Here is a 21,123-nt window from a genome sequence, read left to right as displayed (position 1 = left end):
TGTCATCAGTTATGTGATATGATAATTGTAAGGGCTTAACTTAAAAAGAAGAGCATTAGGAAAGATAAGTTAATCAAGTATTTTAGATATAAGGAGACTGATAAAAATGATCAAACTAGAAACAGTAAACGAATCAAACTGGCGGGATGTAATCAATATAGAAGTTGCAAATACCCAAAGAGGATTCATTGAATCAAACAGGCAGTCACTGCTTGAAGCGGCTTATGACACCTCTTTAAAATGGCATCCTTTCGTAGCCAGCAAAGATCAGGAGTGTGTTGGCTTTACTATGATAGGGGCGTATGATTCAACCGAGCACTATATATGGCTTGACCGAGTCATGCTTTCTGAGGATTATCAAGGAAAAGGACTAGGCACTGAAATGCTGGATGCCGTCGTGCAATTGATCAAAGAAAAGTGGGTCGTAAAAGAGATTATCTTAAGTGTGACACCCGACAATAAGCAGGCGATCGCTTTTTACGCCAACTACGGATTTGAGTGGCTCGACAAAACTGATCCAGCTAACGGTGAACAGCTGATGAGATTAGCAGTGTAAATACAAAAAAGTGCATCATCCGAAGATGACACACTTTCGATTAATAAAAATTTATGCCCAGGCGCCTTTACGGAAAACGGGTACACGAGAGCCGTCTTCACGGATACCATCGATGTCCATTTCGTTTGATCCGATCATGAAATCTACGTGAACATCTGAACGGTTCAGCCCAGCTGCTTTCAGTTCTTCTTCAGACATTTCAGTTCCGCCTTCTAAGTTGAATGCGTAAGCTGAGCCCAATGCCAGGTGGTTAGAGGCATTTTCATCAAACAACGTATTGAAGAATGTTAGACCGGATTGAGAAATAGGAGACGCATCAGGAACTAGAGCAACTTCTCCTAAACGAGCAGCCCCTTCGTCTGTTTCGATCAGTTTTTTAATCACATCTTCCCCTTGATCTGCAGTGACACTCTCTACTTTACCATCCTTGAAGTGGAACGTCATGCCTTCAATGATTGTACCGGCATAGCTTAATGGTTTAGTTGAAACAACGACACCATCAACGCGGTTAGCATCGGGAGCTGCAAACACTTCTTCAGTTGGCATATTTGCCATGAAGCGCTCGCCTCGAACGTTCAAGCTTCCAGCGCCTTCCCAACGGTGACCTTTAGGCAAGCCAACAGTCAAGTCAGTACCAGGTGCCGTATAGTGTAAAGCAACAAATTGTTCTTTATTCAGTTCGTCAGCTTTAGATTCCAGCGTTTTGTCTTTTTCAGTCCAGGTTAGTACAGGATCTTCATCATATAAATGAATTGCTTTAAAAATCGCGTCCCATAGTGCATCAACGCGCTCTTCAGCTGTTTCCAGCTCAGGGAAGACTTTTTCAGCCCATTTTTCACCTGATGCAGCTGCAACGACCCAGCTGACTTTGTTGGATTGAGTCGCTTTACGCATAGCAGAAAAGGCACGTCCATTTGCAGCTTGAGCGGATGCAATCTTGTCACTATCCAATCCTTTTAGTGCGTCCGGATTTGATGAACGAACGCTGATGCGGCTGGCACCTTTTTCAATGTGGTCCAGTGATTCATCAATTTTATATTGTGGTACTGTTGAAACGACTTCTTCAGGTGCATGTTCAAAGGTTGAACGCGTCACACTGTCATCTGTCCACTTCACGATAACTTCTTTAGCGCCTCTGTTATAAGCAGCTTCTGTGATCAAACGGGCTAAAGGAGCCTGATCAACGTCGACGCTTAAAACGACTGTATGTCCTTTAGATACATTGACACCAGTAGAGACCAGTAAGTCAGCGTATTTTTTTAAATTTTCTTCAAAGTTAGGTAATACCATTTAAATTCCTCCTATAGTTTAGTCACCTATATAATCTTAGCATAGATGACAGTTTGTCACAATCTAAAAGAACAGCCATCTAATTTTAATTCTGTTTTCATATGAACAGAGATTAGAACGAAATTAATCTTAAAGAACTGCTGGAAGTTAACTTATTTTCATTATACAAAATAACGTCTTTTTTGAGTATGTTTATTATGTTATACTTATAAAGATAATGGGTTAAACGAAGTCAAATAATCATATGTGAGTAAGGGGAGAAGTAATCATGCCTAGAAAAAGGAGAATATTAAAACATCATATACTGGATGCTGCATTAGATTTAATGAGACAGGAAGGATTTGACCGCTTTACTGCGAGAAAAATAGCAGAATGCCTAAATGCCTCTACTCAACCAATTTATAAAGAATTTAAGAATATGGATGACTTGAAAATTCACCTGACTGATTACGTTATCGATTTCATTAAACTAAATGTGTTTAGAATAGAAGAAAAGCAACTCGATATTAGAGAGGTCTGCACAAATTACATACTTTTTTCCAAGAGAGAAGGCCGTTTGTTCGCTGCCCTGTTTATGGGAAGAGAGCTGTGTGCAACAACACTCCATGAGGCGATCTATGCCTCTCTGCATGAAGTGTTGTCGTATCATGAAATAGCTAGTCAACATAGTCAGGCAGAAAGAGATGAACTGATTGATATTATCTGGCCCGCCATTCACGGCTACGCCATCTTAACAGCACAGGGTAAATACACCATGTCTGAAGAATTGCTGATGAACAAGGTCAATCATATAGTCGACCATTCAATCAAGGTCTGGCACAGTGGCTTGGCAGCTTAATAATTGCTTTGAATGAAATAAAGCCGATCGTTAAAGTGACAGGGATGTCAGATTAACGATCGGCTTTTTTTAGAATTCGATAGTATCAGGGTCTTTAGCTTTTCCGGCCCTTCCATCAAGGGAATCGATCAGCTTCATATCGTCTGAATCGATTTCAAAATCGAACAGTTCTGTATTTTGCCAGACACGTTCCTTAGTAACGGTCTTTGGAAGGGGAAGGAACCCGTGCTGCAAGCTCCATCTTAAAACAACTTGGGCAATTGATTTGTTATATTTATCTGCCAGTTCTTTCAGTTCATCCACCTCAAAAATTTTGCCGGTTCCAAGCGGGCTGTAAGCTTCTGATATAATATCGTGCTCATTGTTGTATTTGACAACTTCTGGTTGCATTTCACTTGGATTCAGCAAAATCTGATTGACAACTGGCTTGATCTTAGCTGTTTCAAGCAATGGGTCCAGATGATGAGGCAGAAAATTGGAGACCCCAAGGGATTTCAGTTTACCTGCTTCAACGGCTTCTTCCATTGCTTTCCAGCTGCCGGCATTAACTTCTTTCCAGTTTTCACGAGAATAAATAGGATTCGGCCAGTGAATCAGAAGCAGATCGATGTAGCCGGTATCAAGTTTTTCTAAAGAAACGTCGATAGCTGCCTTTGTTTTTTCATAGCCGTGCTCTCTGTTATGCAGTTTTGTCGTAAGAAAAATTTCTTCCCTAGGGATGCCACTTTCTTTGATGGCTTCACCAACTTCTTCTTCATTTTTATATCCGGAAGCTGTATCGATGTGTCGATAGCCTGCTTCAAGAGCCCATAAGACAGACTGTTTCGCTTCATCATCGTTCGCCTGCCATGTTCCGAAACCGATGATAGGGATTTCCAGTCCGTTATTCAGTTTGTAAGTATCTGTTAAAGACATGCACATTCCTACTTTCTATTTAATTAACTTCTATAAAAAAGTATACATAAAGTAAGGTAAGAGCGCCAATGAAAACGCTCTTAGTTAGCTTTATATCAAAAGGTGCTATATACAAGCAGTCAAAGAGACGCGATGCAAAAAATCTCTATTTAACATTCGATCCTTCCTATAAGTAGGGAAGACAGTGAATGCTCAATAGAGACTTTAAGAGTAACCTACTGATTAGTGTAGGCTTTGATTAGGTGTTCTGCGAAAGCTTTCAGATTTTGCTCGTCGTCCTCTTCAGGATTCAAGTTGACCTTGACATTTTCTGCCCCTTTGACTGCACCTGTTTTAGCAAACTGCTCATCAAAATCATCAACGGATTTGCAGTACTTGTCATAAAATGTATCGCCTGATCCAAATGATCCAAAAATTTTCCCTGTCAGATCGACTTCTTCAAGTTCTTCATAAAAATCAACGATCTCATCCGGCAGATCTGCATCTGTTCCATAGGTGTATGTGCCAACTATTACGATATCAGCAGACGTAAAGTCTTCTGGATCCGCAAATACACTCTCGACCACTTCGACTTCGGCACCTAATTCCTGAAATGCAGCTTCTAAAATTTCAGCACATTCTTCAGTGTTCCCAGTCAGACTCGCGTATACGATCATTACTTTTGGCATGACCTTCATCCTTTCCATCAGGTTATGTCGTCATCTATCCTAAAAAATGATACCACTTATTAGTAGGAGTTTCAATGGTTCATGTTTTCACAAAACGCATTTTTTAACAAGATATAAGGAAAGTTTTACAGCATTCAGATAATTTAATCCGACGATATTACATTATTGAGAACATTTCAGTTCAATTATTACGATTTTTGACTAATTGATTAGGATTGACCTTTCTTTTGAAACCGTTATACTAAACGTAGTATTTATTTTGAGGAGTGACGTAATGTATCATGATAAATTGAATGCGTTTCCGGATGACTTTTTGTGGGGATCTGCTTCTGCAGCCTATCAAGTAGAAGGAGCCGCAAGCGAAGAGGGAAAAGGCGAGTCTGTATGGGACCGATTCGTTAAAATTCCCGGCAAGACGTTTAAAGGGACCACAGGTGAAGTAGCAGTCGACCATTATCACCGCTATAAAGAAGACGTTGCATTGATGGCAGAGCAGGGAATGAAGGCTTATCGTTTTTCTGTTGCATGGAGTCGAGTGATTCCGGACGGTGACAGAGAGATTAATGAAAAAGGCCTCGCGTTTTATGACAAGTTGATCGATGAATTGATTGAAAACGGGATTGAACCAGTGTTGACATTGTATCACTGGGATATTCCACAGGCATTGCAGGATAAGTATGGCGGGTGGGAAAATCGTCAGGTTATTGAAGATTTCACCCGTTATGCAGAACTGTTATTTGAGCGATACAACAATAAAGTGAAATACTGGGTCAGCCTGAATGAGCAGAATATTTTTATTACACTCGGCTATCGCATGGCTGCTCATCCACCTAATGTAACAGATGAAAAACGGCTGTTTGAAGCCAATCACATTGCCAACTTAGCGAATGCATCAGTCATCAAACGGTTTAGAGAAATGGGAATCAAGGGTAAAATCGGTCCAAGCTTTGCGTATGGTCCGACTTATGCTTTAGACAGTCATCCGCTTAATCAGCTGGCTGCGGAAAATCATGAAGCCTTCAGTGCGCACTGGTGGATGGATATGTATGTCTTTGGTGAGTACCCTAAAGTCGTCTGGAATTATCTGGAGAAAAAGGGATTGACACCGACAGTGCACCCTGAAGATGAAGCGCTCCTCAAATCAGCTAAGCCAGATTTTATGGGACTGAACTACTATCAGACCAGTACAGTTGAAGCCAACGAACCGGATGGTGTTGCTGCCGGTAAAATTAACACCACGGGTAAAAAAGGCAGCAGCGAGGCGAGCGGTATGCCTGGCGTCTTCAAGTCAGCTGACAACCCATATGTCGACCAGACAGACTGGGACTGGGATATTGATCCAACTGGTCTCCGAATCGCGATGAGACGGATAGACAGTCGCTATGATCTGCCTATTTTAATCACAGAAAATGGATTAGGTGCTTATGACACCTTAGAGGAAGACGGAACAATCCATGATGATTACCGCATCGATTTCCTGAAACGTCACATTGAAGCTATTCAGGAAACGATCACAGATGGTGTAGACGTTCTCGGGTACTGCACCTGGAGCTACACAGATTTGCTGAGCTGGATGAACGGGTACCAGAAACGATACGGCTTCGTTTATGTCGACAGAGAAGAATTAGATGAAAAAGAACTGAAGCGCTATAAAAAAGACAGTTATCACTGGTACAAAAAAGTAATCGAAACGAACGGTCAGGAACTCTAGTAATGACTCATTAGAATAAAAGAAGGAGCGGGCTTGAGCTGATCAAGTCCGTTTTTTCGACTAATCTGTGAGATTACAGTAAAATGAGTTTACGCATATTAGTCTGATAAACGTGTATTAAATGGATGTTTATCATTTGAAGGAGAAGATCACCATGACAAAAGCAGTTGTAATAGTTAACCCGACTTCCGGAAAAGAAAAAGGCGAAGAGTTTGGTCCTTTGGCACAGACAGAATTGGAAAAAATATATGATGAAGTGGAATTGAGATGGACCGAGGCAGAAGGGGATGCGACACAATTCGCACGTGAAGCCTGCCGCAGTCATGTCGATGCGATATACGCTCTAGGTGGCGATGGAACGGTCAATGAGTGCGTCAATGGGATTGCACCTGAAGATAACCGCCCGCCGTTTGGGTTTATTCCACTTGGAACAGTAAATGATTTAGGACGCGTTCTTGATATTCCGATGGATGAGAAAAAAGCTGTGGAAGGTCTGACTGATCGAAAAATACGCACCATCGATATCGGGAAAATCAATGACCAGTATTTCATTGATATCGTGGCGATTGGGTCAATCCCTGAAGCCGTGCATGATGTGCCCATTGAGAAAAAGACTAAACTGGGTCCTCTGGCATATGTCATAGAAGGAGCGAAAGCATTAACTGAAAAAGAAGTGCACCCGTTCCAATTTAATATGGATGGAGAAGAAATCGAAGAGGAGTCTGTTCTCGTACTGGTTGCCTTAACCAACTCAGTAGCCGGCATCACCACAATGATTCCAGAAGCTAGTGTTGATGATGGGTATTTACATTTAGCAGTCGTTAAAGGGGATTCAATTGCGGAAAAGATGAACCTGGTTCCTAAAATTTTTGCTGGAAAAGTGACAGATGATGAAAACGTACTTTACCGTAAGTTCACTGAAGGAACAATTTCACTTAAAGAAGGGTACACTAAAGAAGTGTTAAGCAATGTTGATGGGGATGAAGGCGACTCCTTGCCTATTTCCTTAAAAGTCTTGAAACACCACATTGATGTCTTCGTCCCTGATACAGAAGGAAATAACTGATTTTAAGATTTTAGCCTGTCTTCAAAAAAAGTCTCAAAAAAGGCTATCTTTCTTCTCGGATTGAATACGCTTTACGGCTATGCTAAAATAGTGAGAGATATAAATTAGAACTAAAAAAGGACGATTACTGAATGGCACAGACAAAAGTAAGAGAAATACTGCAATCCGATGAATCGACTAAAGAGAAACTCGACTATCTGTGGGGATATTATAAAACTCACGTCATTATTACGATCCTTGCAATTCTGTTTGGCGGCTACCTGCTGATCGACTGGATCAATCGCCCAGTGACCTACTTCCATATGACCGTTTTAGCACCGGAAGTCATGTTTGATGAAGAAGAACCTTTGTCGATGGAGTTGACGGAAATTCTTGACCCTCAGGGAGCAAACGATACAGTCTATGCCTCATTTACACCGCATGGGGAGCTGGCTGAGCGATTCTCTGCTCAATTTACTGCAGCAGAATACGATTTGATTCTAATGGATGACTTTTCATTTGGTGAATATTCCGAGTATGAAACTATGCAGGAATTTCGTGTCTCAGGATTAGATGAAGAAGATTACTATGAATCTGACATTTATGATGATCCGATTGGTATCGATTCAGACCATTTCCCTATATTCGATAACTACACGACTACGCAGGACCTGATCGTGATTATACCAGGTAACACGACCAGACGCCCGGCCATTGAAGAATTCTTCGCTGATCAGGGTCTGGAACTCGAATTTATAGACAACGACTAAGACTAACAGGAAAGCCTTCTCTCAGTGAGAAGGCTTTTTTGTTTAAAATCACAGATGAGGATAAAAGAGGAGCCCAGCTGCAGATGCAGCTGGGTTTCATTTTGAATGTGAGTGGGACATACTCGTCTGAGGACGAGTATGAACCGTCTTTTAAGCCCGGTTTGGAGTTTTATAGAGTTTTAAAGTGTAACTCAGTCAATCTGGTATAGCGAGTTAGAGCCAAAAGTCCCTATAGGCGTAACTCAATAAAAAGTCTGTTTCAGCTGCGGTTAGTCATCCAGACTGACTTCAACTGAATTTTCTTGTTTAGATGAGTTTAGGGTAGTCGGTACGACTATCTTCGACTCGACTAACGGACCATTTTGAGATGCAGTTAGTGCTTCTGACCAGGTGGAACTCAAAATAAATAGTGATTGAGTTGATTGTAATGGGTATATAGGATGCAACTCATTACCGAAAATCAAGTGAGAGAGAGGCTAAGTAATAAAAGAAACACTATAATAGTGAGAATTTGAAGCATTCATCAATATATTAGAGTAGGAGGCGGTAAAATGATTATTGCAAAAGAAAGAACCGATTCAAATCTGTTCAAAGGGTTAAAGTTTCTTGATAAGCGGACAACATTAGACGAGGAAAGTCGAAAACAGCTGATCAATTTGAAAAAGGGGATCAAAGGAGAAGATCTTTTTGACGCTCTCGTCAAAAAGGTTCTGAACAAGAACGTGCTGGTGCTGCATGACCTGTTACTGATTCATAATGGCTCTACTTTTCAAATCGATAGTTTACTGATCACTTCTTCTTCTATTTATCTCTATGAAATAAAGAATTATCAAGGGAATTTTATTAATGATAACGGGCATTTTATGACAAATTCAGGAAAAGAAATCAATAATCCCACTACTCAGTTGAAAAGAACTGAAACACTGCTGAGAAAGGTACTGATGGACATGGATTTTGACTATGAGGTAAAGGGCTACGTCGTATTTACGCATCCTACATTTTATCTCTATCAGGCAGTAGACAGTGACCCGTTTATATTCTCACCCCAATTTGAGAGTCATTTCAGGTCGGTAAACAGTCAATCAAGACCACTTTCAACTGAGCACGAATACGTATCCGATACGCTGATTCGGTTACAAAGAGAGGAGGCACCTTATCAGAAGCAATTACCGGACTACACATATCAGGACTTTAAGAAAGGGATAAACTGCAGTCAGTGCACTAGCTTGAATACACGAATCACCCAACGTAGAGCCTACTGCAATGAGTGCGGGTATGAAGAGGAGTTGTCAAAGACGATCATACAAAATATGAAGCAGTTCAGATTCTTATTTCCTGAAAAACGGCTGACGTCAGCTCTGCTGTTTGACTGGATGGGCGAGTCTGTAAAAATGGCAAGATTAGCCTGTATCCTGAAAAAGGAATGCATCAGAATGGGGTATTCGAAAGGGACATACTACATAGATAAGGGTAAGATCGAAAAGGAGTCACGCTTCTCAGGATGACTGTAGACGCATTACGTCAGTTCTAGACGAAAACCCTTTTGTCCGCGCCTCTTTTTCGCTATACTGATAAGGATAATAGTATAGAATAGGAGAATGTAGTTGTGATTACATTGAAATCACCTAGAGAAATCGAAGCAATGGATAAGGCCGGAGATGTACTGGCGGCAATTCATGAATCATTGCGCGATTTTATTAAACCAGGAATCTCTGGGATGTATATAGAAGAGTACGTTATAAAACTGATGAAAGAACACGGCGCCACTGCTGAACAAAAAGGGTACCAGGGTTACGAGTACTCTACATGCGTCAGTATCAATGATGAAATTTGTCACGGATTCCCGCGTAAACAAAGTTTAAAGCAGGGTGACCTGATTAAAGTGGACATGGTCATCAACTTGAATGGTGCGCTTGCAGATTCATGCTGGAGTTACAGTGTTGGTGAAGCTTCTGACACTGTTCAGAAACTGATGGATGTGACCAAAGAAGCATTGTATAAAGGCATTGAAGCGGCAAAATTAGGCAACCGCATTGGAGATATTGGCCATGCTATCCAGACTTACGTTGAAGCAGAAGGCTTTTCAGTTGTGCGCGAGTTTATCGGTCACGGCATTGGACCGACCCTGCATGAAGCACCAAGTGTCCCGCACTTTGGCGAAGCAGGAAAAGGGACTCGTTTGAAAGAAGGCCTGGTTATAACGATTGAACCCATGGTCAATACAGGCACGTGGCGTTCTAAAATGGATGATAACGGATGGACAGCGCGAACGCAGGATGGCGGGCTCAGCTGTCAGTACGAGCACACCATAGCCATTACAAAACAGGGTCCACAGATTTTGACTAAACAAACAGGTGAATAAACTCCCGAATAAGAGGAGGTGATAATCATGGCTAAAAAAGAATTTCACTATCAAAAAGGTGAGCACGAGGTAGATGTCAGCATTGAATACCGCATGCCGACGAAGCAGGAGTTTCTTGGAATCGCAGGAATCATCAGTATTGTATCCGGCGTTTGTCTTCTCGTAAAAGCCTTTGTACTAAAGGATGATTAATGTGACCACATATACTGTAGGTATTTTGTTATTTGACGATGTAGAAGTCCTGGATTTTGCCGGCCCTTATGAAGTGTTGTCGGTGACCGAAGATGAGAATACTGACAAGCTATTCAATGTCGTGACGATTTCTGAAAAAGGCCAGCTGATTAGAGCGCGAAATGGACTCAAAGTCGAGCCGGATTATCACTTCGATAATCATCCGGAACTGGATATTGTAGTTGTTCCCGGCGGGTATGGAGCGCGTGAAGTCGAAAGTAAGAATCCTGTCGTTGTTGAGTGGGTCAAGCAGCAGAATGACCGTGTTCAAAAGATGACATCTGTCTGTACTGGCTCATTTATATTAGGAGAAGCAGGACTGTTGGACGGAAAGAGTGCTACAACCCATTGGACTGCTCTGGACCGGATGGAGAAGGCTTTTCCAAACGTTACAGTTAAACGAGACGTCAAGTTCGTGGATCAGGGTCACCTTATAACGTCAGCAGGTATTTCTGCTGGAATCGAAATGGCGCTGCATCTAGTGGCCGTCCTTTATGGAAAAGAAACAGCAGCAAACACGGCTAAACATATGGAATATGACTGGCAGACCCAATTTTAAAACAGACTGAGCACGACACCACTCATTAAAACGAGGTGTCGTGTTTTTAGTTTACATATAAAGTGACCTGAAAGAGAGTTGCTGTAGAGTCAAACAAGGTTAACTATTCAGTGTCCAGAATAAACAAAAAGATCAAGGAGGCAGTCGATGGAGCAGTTAAGTCAACAGACCAGAATGTGGGTGGAATTTCAGCTGGATGGCGTTATTTTAAGTGCAACCCCACTAAAAGGAGGCATGTCCTCTCAGATGACGCTTCTTGAAATCGAATTACGCAGCGGGAAAACAGACGTGGTCCTTAGGGAATACACGGACACCGAGTGGCTCGGGCTAGAACCGGATATTGCTTTTCAGGAAGCGAAAAATTTGAATCAGGCTGAACAATTGTCTGTTACAACTCCTGTACTGATAGCCTTCGATCACAAAGGAGAAAGCACCACTTACCCCAGTTTGCTGATGAGTAAGGTTGAAGGGGAAGTCGTACTGAAGCCATTAAATGTCCAGAAATGGACCGAGCAGTTGGCACTCTCTCTAGTGAAAATCCATCAGTTTGAGGGCCCAACTATTACGCACCAGTACTTTCGCTATTTTAATCCTGATCAGTCAGTCACAGCTGAGTGGTCATCCAGGCCAGAAAAATGGAAAAGAGCCTTCACCTATTTAAGTCAAAGGCCGCATCCGGCAGATGAAAACACATTTATCCACCGGGACTATCATCCGACTAATGTTCTGTTCAATAATGAAGAGGTTTCCGCTGTAGTGGACTGGACTAATGCCTGTATAGGGCCAAAGCAGATCGATATTGCGCACTGCCGCTGGAATCTGGCTATGATGTATGGTCAGAAATCAGCTGATTTGTTTTTAGAAGCTTACAAAAAGGCATCACCTGTGCTTGACTATACGCCATACTGGGACTTAGAGGCTTTAGGAAATGTCTTTAGTGAAGACGCCCCCGAAGTCTATGGCGGGTGGAGTGCTTTTGGCCTAAAAGAACTGACCGAGGAGAGTATGATTCAACGCATGGATGATTTTTTATCTCAGGCTCTTAAACAGATTGAAACGACCCAATAAAGAAAACGGACTGGTCCTGGCCAGTCCATTTATTATGTCTAAACAGATAATAGATAATGCTTAGCTATCAGAGAACATCACTGACTGTCGAGATACCTCATTATGTTCTCCAGTGCTGTATCGTTTGCCCCAAGGGATGTCATAGTGTCTTTCATATCAGCACTGGCAGATTTCACCTGTTCATCATTAAGCAAGGCCATTGTTTTATCATAAATCACCTCAGGATCACTTTTTCTCAAATTCAACTGCTCTGCAACCTTCAAATCAGTGAGACGGGAAGCAATGAGCGGTTCATCGTTGACAAAGGGATGGACGAGCATGGGCACGCCACAGCTCAATCCTTCGTTAGCGGAATTCATGCCGCCATGCGTGATAAACACATCGGATTGATTCAAGACATCGATCTGAGGAACTTTTGAATAGAGATAGATATTATCACTAACATGCCTAAAATCATCTTTACTCAACTCATCTCCAACCGATAGGATTAAAGAAGCTTCTTTGCCTGAAAAAGCGTCTATGCAGTTCTGATAGACTTTTTTTGCAAAACGGGGCAGCAAGGATCCCATAGCCAGATAGATGACAGGACGAGACAATTCATCAAATGGAACGGACGGCATATCGTCAGAATAGTTGTCTTCTATTGAAGGCCCGACGAAGATAAAGCGGTCCTGTGAAAATGAGTCTGACTGCGGCTGAAACGCTCTGGCAGTATAGACGATGTTCAGATCCTGAACACCTTCAGCAATTTCATCGAAGAAATCATCCGTGATCATCATGTCCTGCTTCCCTTCATAATACTTTACAAAAAGGGAATACAGAGGATTTTTTGAAGTCATGAATGACAGATGAGGTCCACCAGATTCTCTGATTTTTTCCAGAATCGAATGATTAAAGGCAAAAGTCGAAAACAATCTTACAGTAGGTAGAGCCAGGTCTTTAGACAGCTTGTAGCCGAAGATGAAATACGCTTCGTATATCAGACAGTCGTACTCAGACTCACTACTAACCCGCTTAGCAGTTGAATAGGCCTGTTCGAAGGCTTTCATGTAACGATGCACGTCGGACCAGCTGGAATCGTAATCATCGTAAGGAATCAACTGAGCCCCTGCGCCTTCAACAATTTCCTTGAAAGAAGGATCCAGTACATAATCAACAGAGTGTCCCACATCAACTAAACGCTTGACTAATGGGATAGTAGGGTTGATGTGACCACTATACGGTAAATTGACAAACAGGAATCGATACTGCTTATTAGTCATTGTTTTTAAACTCCTTTAATTAGCTTTTTTATGATAGTTTACAAGCGTACGCTATAACCTAATGGTATCACTATATGAAGAAAGTTTGAAAGATTTACCCCCTAATGGCGCAGCTAAAGGATCTGACAGTATTAGCTATAGCATATAAGGGGTTATTTTGGTAAGCTTGTCGATGGAGAAATGCATGAAACACGTTTAGACCATACAATTAGGAATCAGAGAAGGGATATTGCAATGAATCTCGAACCACTAATAAAACATATTCCAAAGATGGACTGGGTTAATGATATCTCAGGCCGAATAAGAAAAGGTGAAATCTGGCAATATTCGACATTTGTCACCTATTATGTCCTGCTGACTGTTTTTCCTCTGATCGTTGGGATTATCAACTGGCTGCAGCAGCTTAGTCAGGGACTGACTCCACTTGCCTGGTTTGTCATGCGTATTGCGCCACAACCACTCGCCGAGCAGATCATCCAAGACATGATTCAAATATATGAAAGTTCCAACGTAGGCGTTTTGCTGGTCGCAACGATTTCGACCATCTGGACAGTCAGCTGGACTATGGCGTCGACCTTAATGGGACTCAACAGGGCATATGGCGTCAGCAGCAGGAAAAACATCGTTGTCCTGAGAGTTTTAGCATTCTTATTGACGTTCTTATTCGCAGCATGGATCACGTTAGTGGTCGTTATTATTCAAAACATGAGTAATTCAAGTTTGGGTAGATGGACATTATTCGTGCCACTTGCATTCCTGACATTCAGCTTTTTGTACTATATGGTTCCCAATGTCGTTCAGCGGTTCAGAAACGTCCTGCCGGGTGCATTGTTTTCAACGGCTTCACTGCTTATAGCTATTATTGGATACCGATTGTTTATTAATCAGCTGCTGGAAGACTCCACCTTTTTTACAATGACAGGAAGTTTCATGGTGCTGCTGGCACTGCTTCAGAAACTGTCTCTGGCTATATTGGCAGGAGGCGCAATAAATGCTACCATCATGCAAATGAGGGAAGGAAACATTATCCCCAAAGGAGAGAACAGCAAATTTGTCAGATTCCTTAAAAAGATTAAGTTGAACAAATTACTGGAAATTGAAAAGCAGTAGTAAAATGGACTAGTTCTGTTAGCTTTTCAAGGGAAAAATGACATTTAATTGAAAGAGAGGCAACCCTATGGAAAATGAATCGCAGCACTCGACTAGCATAGTCATGTCGATTCTGGAATGGGTCGTGACACTGGCCTATCTGAACTTGTTATGGATAGGCTTCAGTTTAGTCGTAGGCAATAGTGCGAGCTTGCTTGAAAGCTTCATATCGTAAACGAAAATACCAGTTCATACTAAACAGCAGTCCAGTGTATAGACGCCGGGCTGCTGTTTTAATGGACAGTCTTTTATTTATAAAAAACCTATTTGGTGATAGATAGTGTATAATAAACGTTTGAGGTGAAAATCAATTAAACGAACAGTGATCCCTGCTCCAGTAAAAATAAAGGCGAAAGAAAGAGGAACGTCATGACTAAACGCAACTACACGATTGATTTTATAAAGGCATTAGCCATTATATCGGTCGTTTTGATTCACGCATTATCAGATGATGCACTATACATGATACGCGCTCCGTACTATATATGGCAGACCGTTCCGGTATTCATGATCCTGATTGGGTTTAACGCTGCAAACTCATTTAAGCGAAAAGAGTTTGAAACAGTTCAAGAAATCTTCAGTCAGCATTACCTGAAGAAGAAAGTGAAACGGATCCTACTGCCTTTTACTTTTATTTGGCTAATACAAATAATTTTCCAAGTCCTTTTTTTCGATGAGAGGCACCTAAGTGAACTCTTGCTGTCCTACATTCAAGGCGGCTTTGGACCGGGTAGCTACTTTGTTCCATTTATCATACAAGCGACGATCTTGACACCGTTTATTTACGTCGTATTAAAGAAGAACCCGACTAAAGGACTGATTCTCTTATTTGCGGTGAGTCTCTTAATCGATGCAGCATCTTACTGGATCCATACGCCCGAGGAGGTATACCGTGTACTGATGATCCGCCATATCTTTTCAGTTACGTTAGGCGTGTGGTACGCTCTGGTAAAAGACACGTTAAAAATCAGGTGGCTGCTCATTCCGGCAGTCCTCAGCGGTATTTACATCACAGGTGTCTATTACTATGACTGGGAGTTTATCATTGAAGAATACTGGCGCAGTCAGCATGCACCATCCTATTTTTATGCACTGCTTCTGGTTGTTGTATGCATAAACTATTTGAATGTATCGAAACAGTCATGGATAGGAAACTGCCTGGTTACGATAGGGCAAGCCTCATTTCATATCTTTCTGACTCAGATGGTCTACTTCTGGCTGACTGACAGCCTGTTTCCAGAGTGGGACGGGCCCGTTTATCTTCTGATGTCTCTTTCAGCAGCTATTCTATCGGGAATTAGTTTTCATTATCTGGACCGTTATTTGTCAAACAAGAAAGCTTTGACTCACACGAATTAAAGACAAAAAAAGTCCTCTGAGTGTGAACGGCTCTGTCTCTACTTGACAGGGGGGCCGTTCACATATCTTCTCAGAGGACTTTTCTTTATTGATTAAGCTTCGTATCCATTCGGGTTCGACTTCTGCCAGTTCCATGAATCGCGGCACATATCTTCGATGCTGAAGGTGGCTTCCCAGCCTAATGTGTTTTTAGCTTTAGATACATCGGCGAAACTGGTCCCGATATCACCAGGGCGACGGTTCACCAGTTCATATGGAATCTCAACACCGTTGGCTTTTTCAAATGCAGTGACCACATCTAAAACTGAATACCCGACACCCGTTCCCAGGTTGTAGGCTTCCAGACCAGTTGTCTCAAGCACTTTTTCCAGAGCCTTAATGTGCCCTTTAGCCAGGTCGACCACGTGGATATAGTCTCTGACGCCTGTTCCATCCGGCGTATCATAGTCAGAACCGAAAACAGATAAGGCATCGCGTTTGCCGACAGCTACTTGAGTAATATAGGGCATTAAGTTATTTGGAATGTCATTGGGGTCTTCACCAATTCGACCAGACTCATGCGCACCAATCGGATTAAAGTAACGCAGTAAAGCGGCACTCCAAGTTTCGTCTGCAACATACTGATCCTGGATAAACTGTTCGATAAACATTTTAGTCGTGCCATATGGATTAGTAGTAGACAAAGGCATATCTTCAGTAAACGGTGCCTTGTTGTTCATGCCGTAGACAGTTGCGCTGGAACTGAAGACGATTTTCTTCACATTAAATTCGTTCATGAGTTCCATCAGGACAATGGTTCCCTGCAGGTTGTTATGGTAATACTTCAAGGGTTGCGCAACGGATTCGCCGACTGCCTTATACCCCGCAAAATGAATCACTGCTTCTAACTCATGCGCTTCGAAAACCTCTTTCAGCGCGTCTTTATTCGTAATGTTAACTTCATGAAAATCTGGACGCTTACCAGCCAGTTCTTCTATGCGATCGATAACGGTTGGTTTGGAATTGGAGAAATCGTCCACGATCACAACGTCATAGTCTGCTTTCAGTAATTCAATCACTGTATGACTGCCGATATACCCGGCGCCACCTGTTACTAGAATTGCCATTTGATCCGCTCCTTTTTTAATACCTTAGTAGTCGTTTACTAAATTTTACTTATAAGTTTACTCATGTCTATTGTACCATAATCATATTAGGAGTTGCACTGCTTTATTCGATAAGCTGATGGACCATAAACGAAATTGAAACCGCCGAATTGTAGATTCTGAAGTCATAACCTGATGACCATTATTAACCAGATGTACAGCACTTTTTCACTGCTGAAATGGGTTGGCGTTAACCATAGAAATTGAAAGGGACGTATACCACCCGAAACAAAAAAGATTGCCTACTTTGTATAAAGACTGTAATATTAGTCATATCATGCAATATTTGAGAGGAGAATATAATGAATACCAATATGAAAAGAGTGACAGTATTCGGTTTGCTTCTATTAACCGCTATGCTGTTTACGAGTACAATGAGTCCATTAAAAGGGCATGCGGAGGAAGATACATACCTCATAGCCACTGATGTGACCTTTGCCCCTTTTGAGTTTCAAAATGAAGACGGTGACTATGTCGGCATCGATATTGAGTTGCTGGCAGCCATTGCAGAAGATCAAGGATTTGAATATGAATTAGCACCAATGAACTTCAGTGCAGGACTTCAGGCACTGGAAGCGAATCAAGTCGATGGAATGATTGCCGCAATGGGGATTACGCCTGAACGGGAAGAATCTTTTGACTTTTCAAATCCATATTTTGAATCCGGACCAGTCATGGCTGTTCGGGATGATGATGAAGACATTTCGTCTTATGAAGATTTAGATGGAAAAACACTCGCTGTTAAAGTAGGGACGACAGGAGCTGAATTTGCCGCTGAACTGGCTGAGGAATATGATATTGAAATTAGTCAGTTCGAGGATTCAGCGACGATGTATGAAGATGTGCTGGCCGGTCATTCTGACGGCGCTATTGAAGATTACCCCGTTATGGCCTATGCCATTCAGCAGGGATTGGACTTGCGTTTCCCAGAAGAACCTGAATTGGGAGATGAGTATGGATTTGCAGTGAACCTTGGGCAAAACCAGGAACTGCTTGAGATGTTCAATGCGGGTCTGGCTAATGTGCTGGAAGACGGCACGTATGAAGAAATCGTTGAACGATACCTGGGAGACAGTTCTGAAGTCGCACCGCGCGCAGGCTTTTTCGGACTGCTGCAGGCCAACTTTGGACCCTTAATGACTGGGCTTGGACGGACACTTGTACTGACACTCGTTTCATTTGCCATTGCTTTGGTAGCAGGGACCGTTATTGGGCTATTCAGTGCGACACCAAGTAAAGTGTTAAATGTGATTGCCGATATTTACGTAACGATTTTAAGAGGGATACCATTGATTGTGTTGGCTTTCTTCATGTACTTCACGGTTCCACAATTATTTGGCATTCAAATAACGGCGTTCACAGCTGGTATCATTACACTCAGCTTGAACACCACTGCCTATATTGCTGAACAGGTAAGAGGAGGACTGGCAGCTGTTGACAAAGGTCAACTCGAAGCAGCCAGAAGTCTAGGCTTACCGTATGGGGTTTCAATGCAGAAAGTTGTCTTGCCTCAAGCAGTAAAAATTATGATTCCCTCTCTTATTAACCAGTTTGTTATCACATTGAAAGACACCTCCATACTTTCAGTTATTGGAATAGTGGAACTCACTCAGACAGGACGCATCATTATTGCCCGTTCTTACCAGTCAGGTGCTATGTGGATCATCGTTGGACTTATGTATCTGGTCATTATTACGTTACTGACCAAACTGTCTAATATGATTGAAAGGAGATTGATTGCAAATGACTAAATTAAAAACAGAAGCATTAAGAAAGAGTTTTGGAGAATTAGAAGTCTTGAAAGGGCTGGATCTGGAAGTGAAAGAGGGGGAAGTGGTCGTAATTATTGGCCCTTCTGGTTCGGGGAAAAGTACCTTCCTCAGATGCATGAACCTGCTTGAAGAAGTCAGTGATGGTCGCGTCATTGTTGATGACTTCGATTTGACCGATCCTAAACAGGACATCAATAAAATTCGTCAGAATGTCGGAATGGTATTTCAGCAGTTCAATCTGTTTCCGCATTTGAGTGTGATGGACAATATCACGATGGCGCCTAAGCAATTAAAAGACCTGTCAGGAGAAGATGCTCGCACACTAGCCATGCGTCTGCTGGATAGTGTTGGGATGTCTGATAAGGCGGATGCCTATCCAAGTTCGCTCTCTGGCGGACAGAAACAGCGTGTGGCCATTGCCCGTGCTTTAGCTATGGAGCCTGATATCATGCTCTTTGATGAACCAACCAGTGCTCTGGATCCGGAAATGGTCGGAGAAGTACTGGCTGTCATGAAAAAACTTGCTGAAGATGGCATGACAATGGTGGTCGTCACACACGAGATGGGCTTTGCCCGTGAAATGGCTGACCGGGTCATCTTTATGGATGAAGGAAATATCGTTGAAGAAGGCAGACCTGAACAACTCTTCGGTAACCCCCAAAATGAACGGACCCGAGACTTTTTGGATAAAATTTTATAATGGTAAAGAACCCAGTTGCTGGAGCAGCTGGGTTCTTTGTCGAATGTCTAAGTTTTAATGGAATTTGTTTTTAGCGCATTCTCAGGTATTCTGAGAATGTGGGCTGAATCTAAAATGAGTTTAAGGCAAATCTCAAAGCAACAGATTAGCCGAGTTTAATTTAATCTCTGACACCGTCTTAAACTCAAATGGCTAACTCGAACGAGTTTGAGTTAGTCGGCCTCACTAACACAAACTCGTTCAAAAAGAAAAATGGAGTTGAGGGTAGTCACTGCCACTAAGTCACTCTCCAAGCCAATCTGTTTTGAGTTACGCCCTAAATGACAATTAGCCCCATCTTAGTCAGGTTCCTAGCTTGAGTTAACTCTAATAACCATTAAACTCATGATAATTCATTAAACCCATAATGCCATCAAAGTTCTTCTGATTATCGAGCATAGTTGTCCTCAGACAACTATGAACCTGTCAAAATAAAATAACGGACTTGTTGCGGTCCTCCGTAATTTCTAGGCTGACACAATATGACAAGTTATGTACAAGTGAGAGATTCTTTATTAAGAAATAATGAAAAGTGTTTGAAAGCTTAATCTATGTGGTATAATATCTCATGATTGCACGAAGAATATAAAGAAGGAAGGGCGCTTTTTATGTTTGATGTTTCTATAATCATGCCGGTGTATAATGTGAAAGAGCATTTACCCCGCGCAATCGAATCCGCTTTGGCACAGAAAAAAGTCATCGGTGAAATTATATTAGTGAATGACGGGTCAACAGACGGGTCTAAAGACGTTTGCGAAGCATATGCAGAAAAAGAGCCGCTTCTCATTACCGTTATTAATCAGGAAAACCAGGGGTCTGGACCTGCTCGCAATGCCGGACTCAAAGCAGCGAGCGGGAAATTTATTTATTTCGCAGATCCGGACGACTATTTTAACGAGCGCCTGCTGGCAGATAACATAGCCCTGGCAAAAAAACGCGAGACAGATTTGGTCGTCTTTGGCTACACTCAGGAAAAAGCAGGCAACCCGGCTAGTCGTGAAATGAGATTGCCGAACCTGCCTCAAATGGACACGCAAAAAGCTTTCAGAGAACACTTTAGAAATATGTATCATTTTTCACCGTATGCACTCTGGAATAAAATGTACCGTAAAGCGTTTCTCACAAAACACAACATTACTTTTGGGTCGCAGAAGCAGGGTCAGGATGCACTGTTCAATATTGAAGTATACAAGCACCTGGATTCCTTGACGGTCAACCGTAAACCCTACTATCATTATGTAACGCATGAAGGATCAGCCGTCAACCGTTACAGAGCTGACCGTTTCAAACTGGAACTGGCGATTGCTCAGTCCTTTGAGAACTTAATGGAAACATGGGAAGAAGAGGACACCTTCAGTGATCTGATTGCAGAAGAGTATTTCAATGTGGTCTACCTTGAAACAGCAAATTTAGTACATCCGGATTGTCCTTTTACGACAGATGAAAAAATAGACCGATTAACCAGCCTCTGGACAGAAATCGGTCAGACCAAAATCAGTCCGTATAAGAAAGAAGAAAAGAATCCGTTCCGTTTTGCACTACTGTATGAATTAAAGGCAGGTCATTCAAGAAACGCTTTGTTCCTGATGAAAACACGCAATCAGGCCGCGAAGCAGTATACTAAGCCTTTTACAAAAATCAAAACCTTTTTTAATAATTAATCGGCACAGATAGGAGTTAACGC

General features: G+C 42.1%; 21 protein-coding genes. 16 read left to right on the top strand and 5 right to left on the bottom strand.

The annotated features are described in order from the left end of the window. The first annotated feature begins 106 nt into the window (after nt 1-106). The gene (locus tag CLV38_RS06005; protein ID WP_106192827.1) at nt 107-556 is read left to right on the top strand and encodes a GNAT family N-acetyltransferase; all 450 of its coding nucleotides are present in this window, start codon (nt 107-109) and stop codon (nt 554-556) included. A gap of 51 nt (nt 557-607) precedes the next feature. Here CLV38_RS06005 and CLV38_RS06000 read toward each other — a convergent pair whose 3' ends face one another. Further along, the gene (locus tag CLV38_RS06000) at nt 608-1,846 is read right to left on the bottom strand and encodes an aminopeptidase (protein ID WP_106192824.1); all 1,239 of its coding nucleotides are present in this window, start codon (nt 1,844-1,846) and stop codon (nt 608-610) included. Nucleotides 1,847-2,114: 268 nt separating this feature from the next. Between CLV38_RS06000 and CLV38_RS05995 the strand changes: the two genes are divergently transcribed. Continuing rightward, nucleotides 2,115-2,684, top strand: coding sequence for a TetR/AcrR family transcriptional regulator (locus CLV38_RS05995; protein WP_106192822.1), 570 nt, complete (start codon nt 2,115-2,117; stop codon nt 2,682-2,684). A gap of 69 nt (nt 2,685-2,753) precedes the next feature. Here the strand turns inward: CLV38_RS05995 and CLV38_RS05990 are convergent, their stop codons facing one another. After that, a complete protein-coding gene (locus CLV38_RS05990; protein WP_106192820.1) occupies nt 2,754-3,599 on the bottom strand; it encodes an aldo/keto reductase in 846 nt (281 codons plus the stop codon). Between the two features lie 215 nt (nt 3,600-3,814). After that, nucleotides 3,815-4,267, bottom strand: a complete 453-nt coding sequence (locus CLV38_RS05985) for a flavodoxin (protein ID WP_106192818.1) — start codon at nt 4,265-4,267, stop codon at nt 3,815-3,817. 274 nt (nt 4,268-4,541) lie between these two features. Here CLV38_RS05985 and CLV38_RS05980 point away from each other — a divergent pair, with 274 nt between their 5' ends. The 8 genes from CLV38_RS05980 (at nt 4,542) to CLV38_RS05950 (ending at nt 12,013) form a co-directional block, all read left to right on the top strand. After that, a complete protein-coding gene (locus CLV38_RS05980; RefSeq protein ID WP_106192815.1) occupies nt 4,542-5,978 on the top strand; it encodes a glycoside hydrolase family 1 protein in 1,437 nt (478 codons plus the stop codon). Nucleotides 5,979-6,132: 154 nt separating this feature from the next. Beyond that, a complete protein-coding gene (locus tag CLV38_RS05975; protein WP_106192812.1) occupies nt 6,133-7,044 on the top strand; it encodes a diacylglycerol/lipid kinase family protein in 912 nt (303 codons plus the stop codon). A 131-nt stretch (nt 7,045-7,175) separates the two neighbouring features. Further along, a complete protein-coding gene (locus CLV38_RS05970; RefSeq protein ID WP_106192810.1) occupies nt 7,176-7,793 on the top strand; it encodes a hypothetical protein in 618 nt (205 codons plus the stop codon). Between the two features lie 551 nt (nt 7,794-8,344). Further along, a complete protein-coding gene (locus tag CLV38_RS05965; RefSeq protein WP_106192807.1) occupies nt 8,345-9,298 on the top strand; it encodes a nuclease-related domain-containing protein in 954 nt (317 codons plus the stop codon). 101 nt (nt 9,299-9,399) lie between these two features. Further along, entirely contained in the window at nt 9,400-10,155 is a 756-nt protein-coding gene (gene map, locus CLV38_RS05960) for a type I methionyl aminopeptidase (protein ID WP_106192805.1), read from the top strand. Nucleotides 10,156-10,182: 27 nt separating this feature from the next. Next, the gene (locus tag CLV38_RS13730) at nt 10,183-10,347 is read left to right on the top strand and encodes a hypothetical protein (RefSeq protein WP_170068832.1); all 165 of its coding nucleotides are present in this window, start codon (nt 10,183-10,185) and stop codon (nt 10,345-10,347) included. A gap of 1 nt (nt 10,348) precedes the next feature. Next, the gene (locus tag CLV38_RS05955) at nt 10,349-10,945 is read left to right on the top strand and encodes a DJ-1/PfpI family protein (RefSeq protein ID WP_211295428.1); all 597 of its coding nucleotides are present in this window, start codon (nt 10,349-10,351) and stop codon (nt 10,943-10,945) included. Nucleotides 10,946-11,092: 147 nt separating this feature from the next. Then, nucleotides 11,093-12,013 carry a phosphotransferase family protein gene (locus CLV38_RS05950; protein ID WP_106192801.1) on the top strand — a complete coding sequence of 307 codons (921 nt, stop codon included), beginning with the start codon at nt 11,093-11,095 and terminating at the stop codon, nt 12,011-12,013. Between the two features lie 77 nt (nt 12,014-12,090). On the opposite strand, the gene CLV38_RS05945 is transcribed toward CLV38_RS05950, so the two are convergent. Beyond that, nucleotides 12,091-13,275, bottom strand: a complete 1,185-nt coding sequence (locus CLV38_RS05945; protein ID WP_106192798.1) for a nucleotide disphospho-sugar-binding domain-containing protein — start codon at nt 13,273-13,275, stop codon at nt 12,091-12,093. Nucleotides 13,276-13,509: 234 nt separating this feature from the next. Between CLV38_RS05945 and CLV38_RS05940 the strand changes: the two genes are divergently transcribed. The 3 genes from CLV38_RS05940 to CLV38_RS05935 all read left to right on the top strand — a co-directional run bounded on the left by CLV38_RS05940 (nt 13,510) and on the right by CLV38_RS05935 (nt 15,783). Then, nucleotides 13,510-14,385: a YihY/virulence factor BrkB family protein gene (locus CLV38_RS05940; protein WP_170068831.1), complete on the top strand. Its 876-nt coding sequence runs from the start codon at nt 13,510-13,512 to the stop codon at nt 14,383-14,385. Nucleotides 14,386-14,452: 67 nt separating this feature from the next. Next, the gene (locus CLV38_RS13725) at nt 14,453-14,599 is read left to right on the top strand and encodes a hypothetical protein (RefSeq protein WP_170068830.1); all 147 of its coding nucleotides are present in this window, start codon (nt 14,453-14,455) and stop codon (nt 14,597-14,599) included. 194 nt (nt 14,600-14,793) lie between these two features. Continuing rightward, nucleotides 14,794-15,783 carry an acyltransferase family protein gene (locus tag CLV38_RS05935; protein ID WP_106192792.1) on the top strand — a complete coding sequence of 330 codons (990 nt, stop codon included), beginning with the start codon at nt 14,794-14,796 and terminating at the stop codon, nt 15,781-15,783. 92 nt (nt 15,784-15,875) lie between these two features. Here the strand turns inward: CLV38_RS05935 and galE are convergent, their stop codons facing one another. Next, nucleotides 15,876-16,889: a UDP-glucose 4-epimerase GalE gene (galE, locus tag CLV38_RS05930; protein WP_106192790.1), complete on the bottom strand. Its 1,014-nt coding sequence runs from the start codon at nt 16,887-16,889 to the stop codon at nt 15,876-15,878. Nucleotides 16,890-17,230: 341 nt separating this feature from the next. Here galE and CLV38_RS05925 point away from each other — a divergent pair, with 341 nt between their 5' ends. From CLV38_RS05925 to CLV38_RS05915, 3 genes are all read left to right on the top strand, one after another. Further along, on the top strand, nt 17,231-18,679 hold the full coding sequence (locus CLV38_RS05925; RefSeq protein WP_106192787.1) for an amino acid ABC transporter substrate-binding protein/permease: 1,449 nt from the start codon (nt 17,231-17,233) through the stop codon (nt 18,677-18,679). Then, complete coding sequence (locus CLV38_RS05920) at nt 18,672-19,400, top strand: amino acid ABC transporter ATP-binding protein (protein ID WP_106192785.1); 729 nt, start codon at nt 18,672-18,674, stop codon at nt 19,398-19,400. Before CLV38_RS05925 ends, CLV38_RS05920 begins: the two co-directional genes overlap by 8 nt. A 647-nt stretch (nt 19,401-20,047) precedes the next feature. Further along, nucleotides 20,048-21,100, top strand: coding sequence for a glycosyltransferase family 2 protein (locus CLV38_RS05915; protein ID WP_106192783.1), 1,053 nt, complete (start codon nt 20,048-20,050; stop codon nt 21,098-21,100). Nucleotides 21,101-21,123 lie beyond the last annotated feature (23 nt).

It is taken from the genome of Alkalibacterium olivapovliticus (genome assembly GCF_003003275.1).
GTDB classification, from domain to species: domain Bacteria; phylum Bacillota; class Bacilli; order Lactobacillales; family Carnobacteriaceae_A; genus Alkalibacterium; species Alkalibacterium olivapovliticum.
The sequence above is the reverse complement of the archived record's forward strand: the minus strand, read 5'-3'. Positions and strand labels throughout refer to the sequence as shown.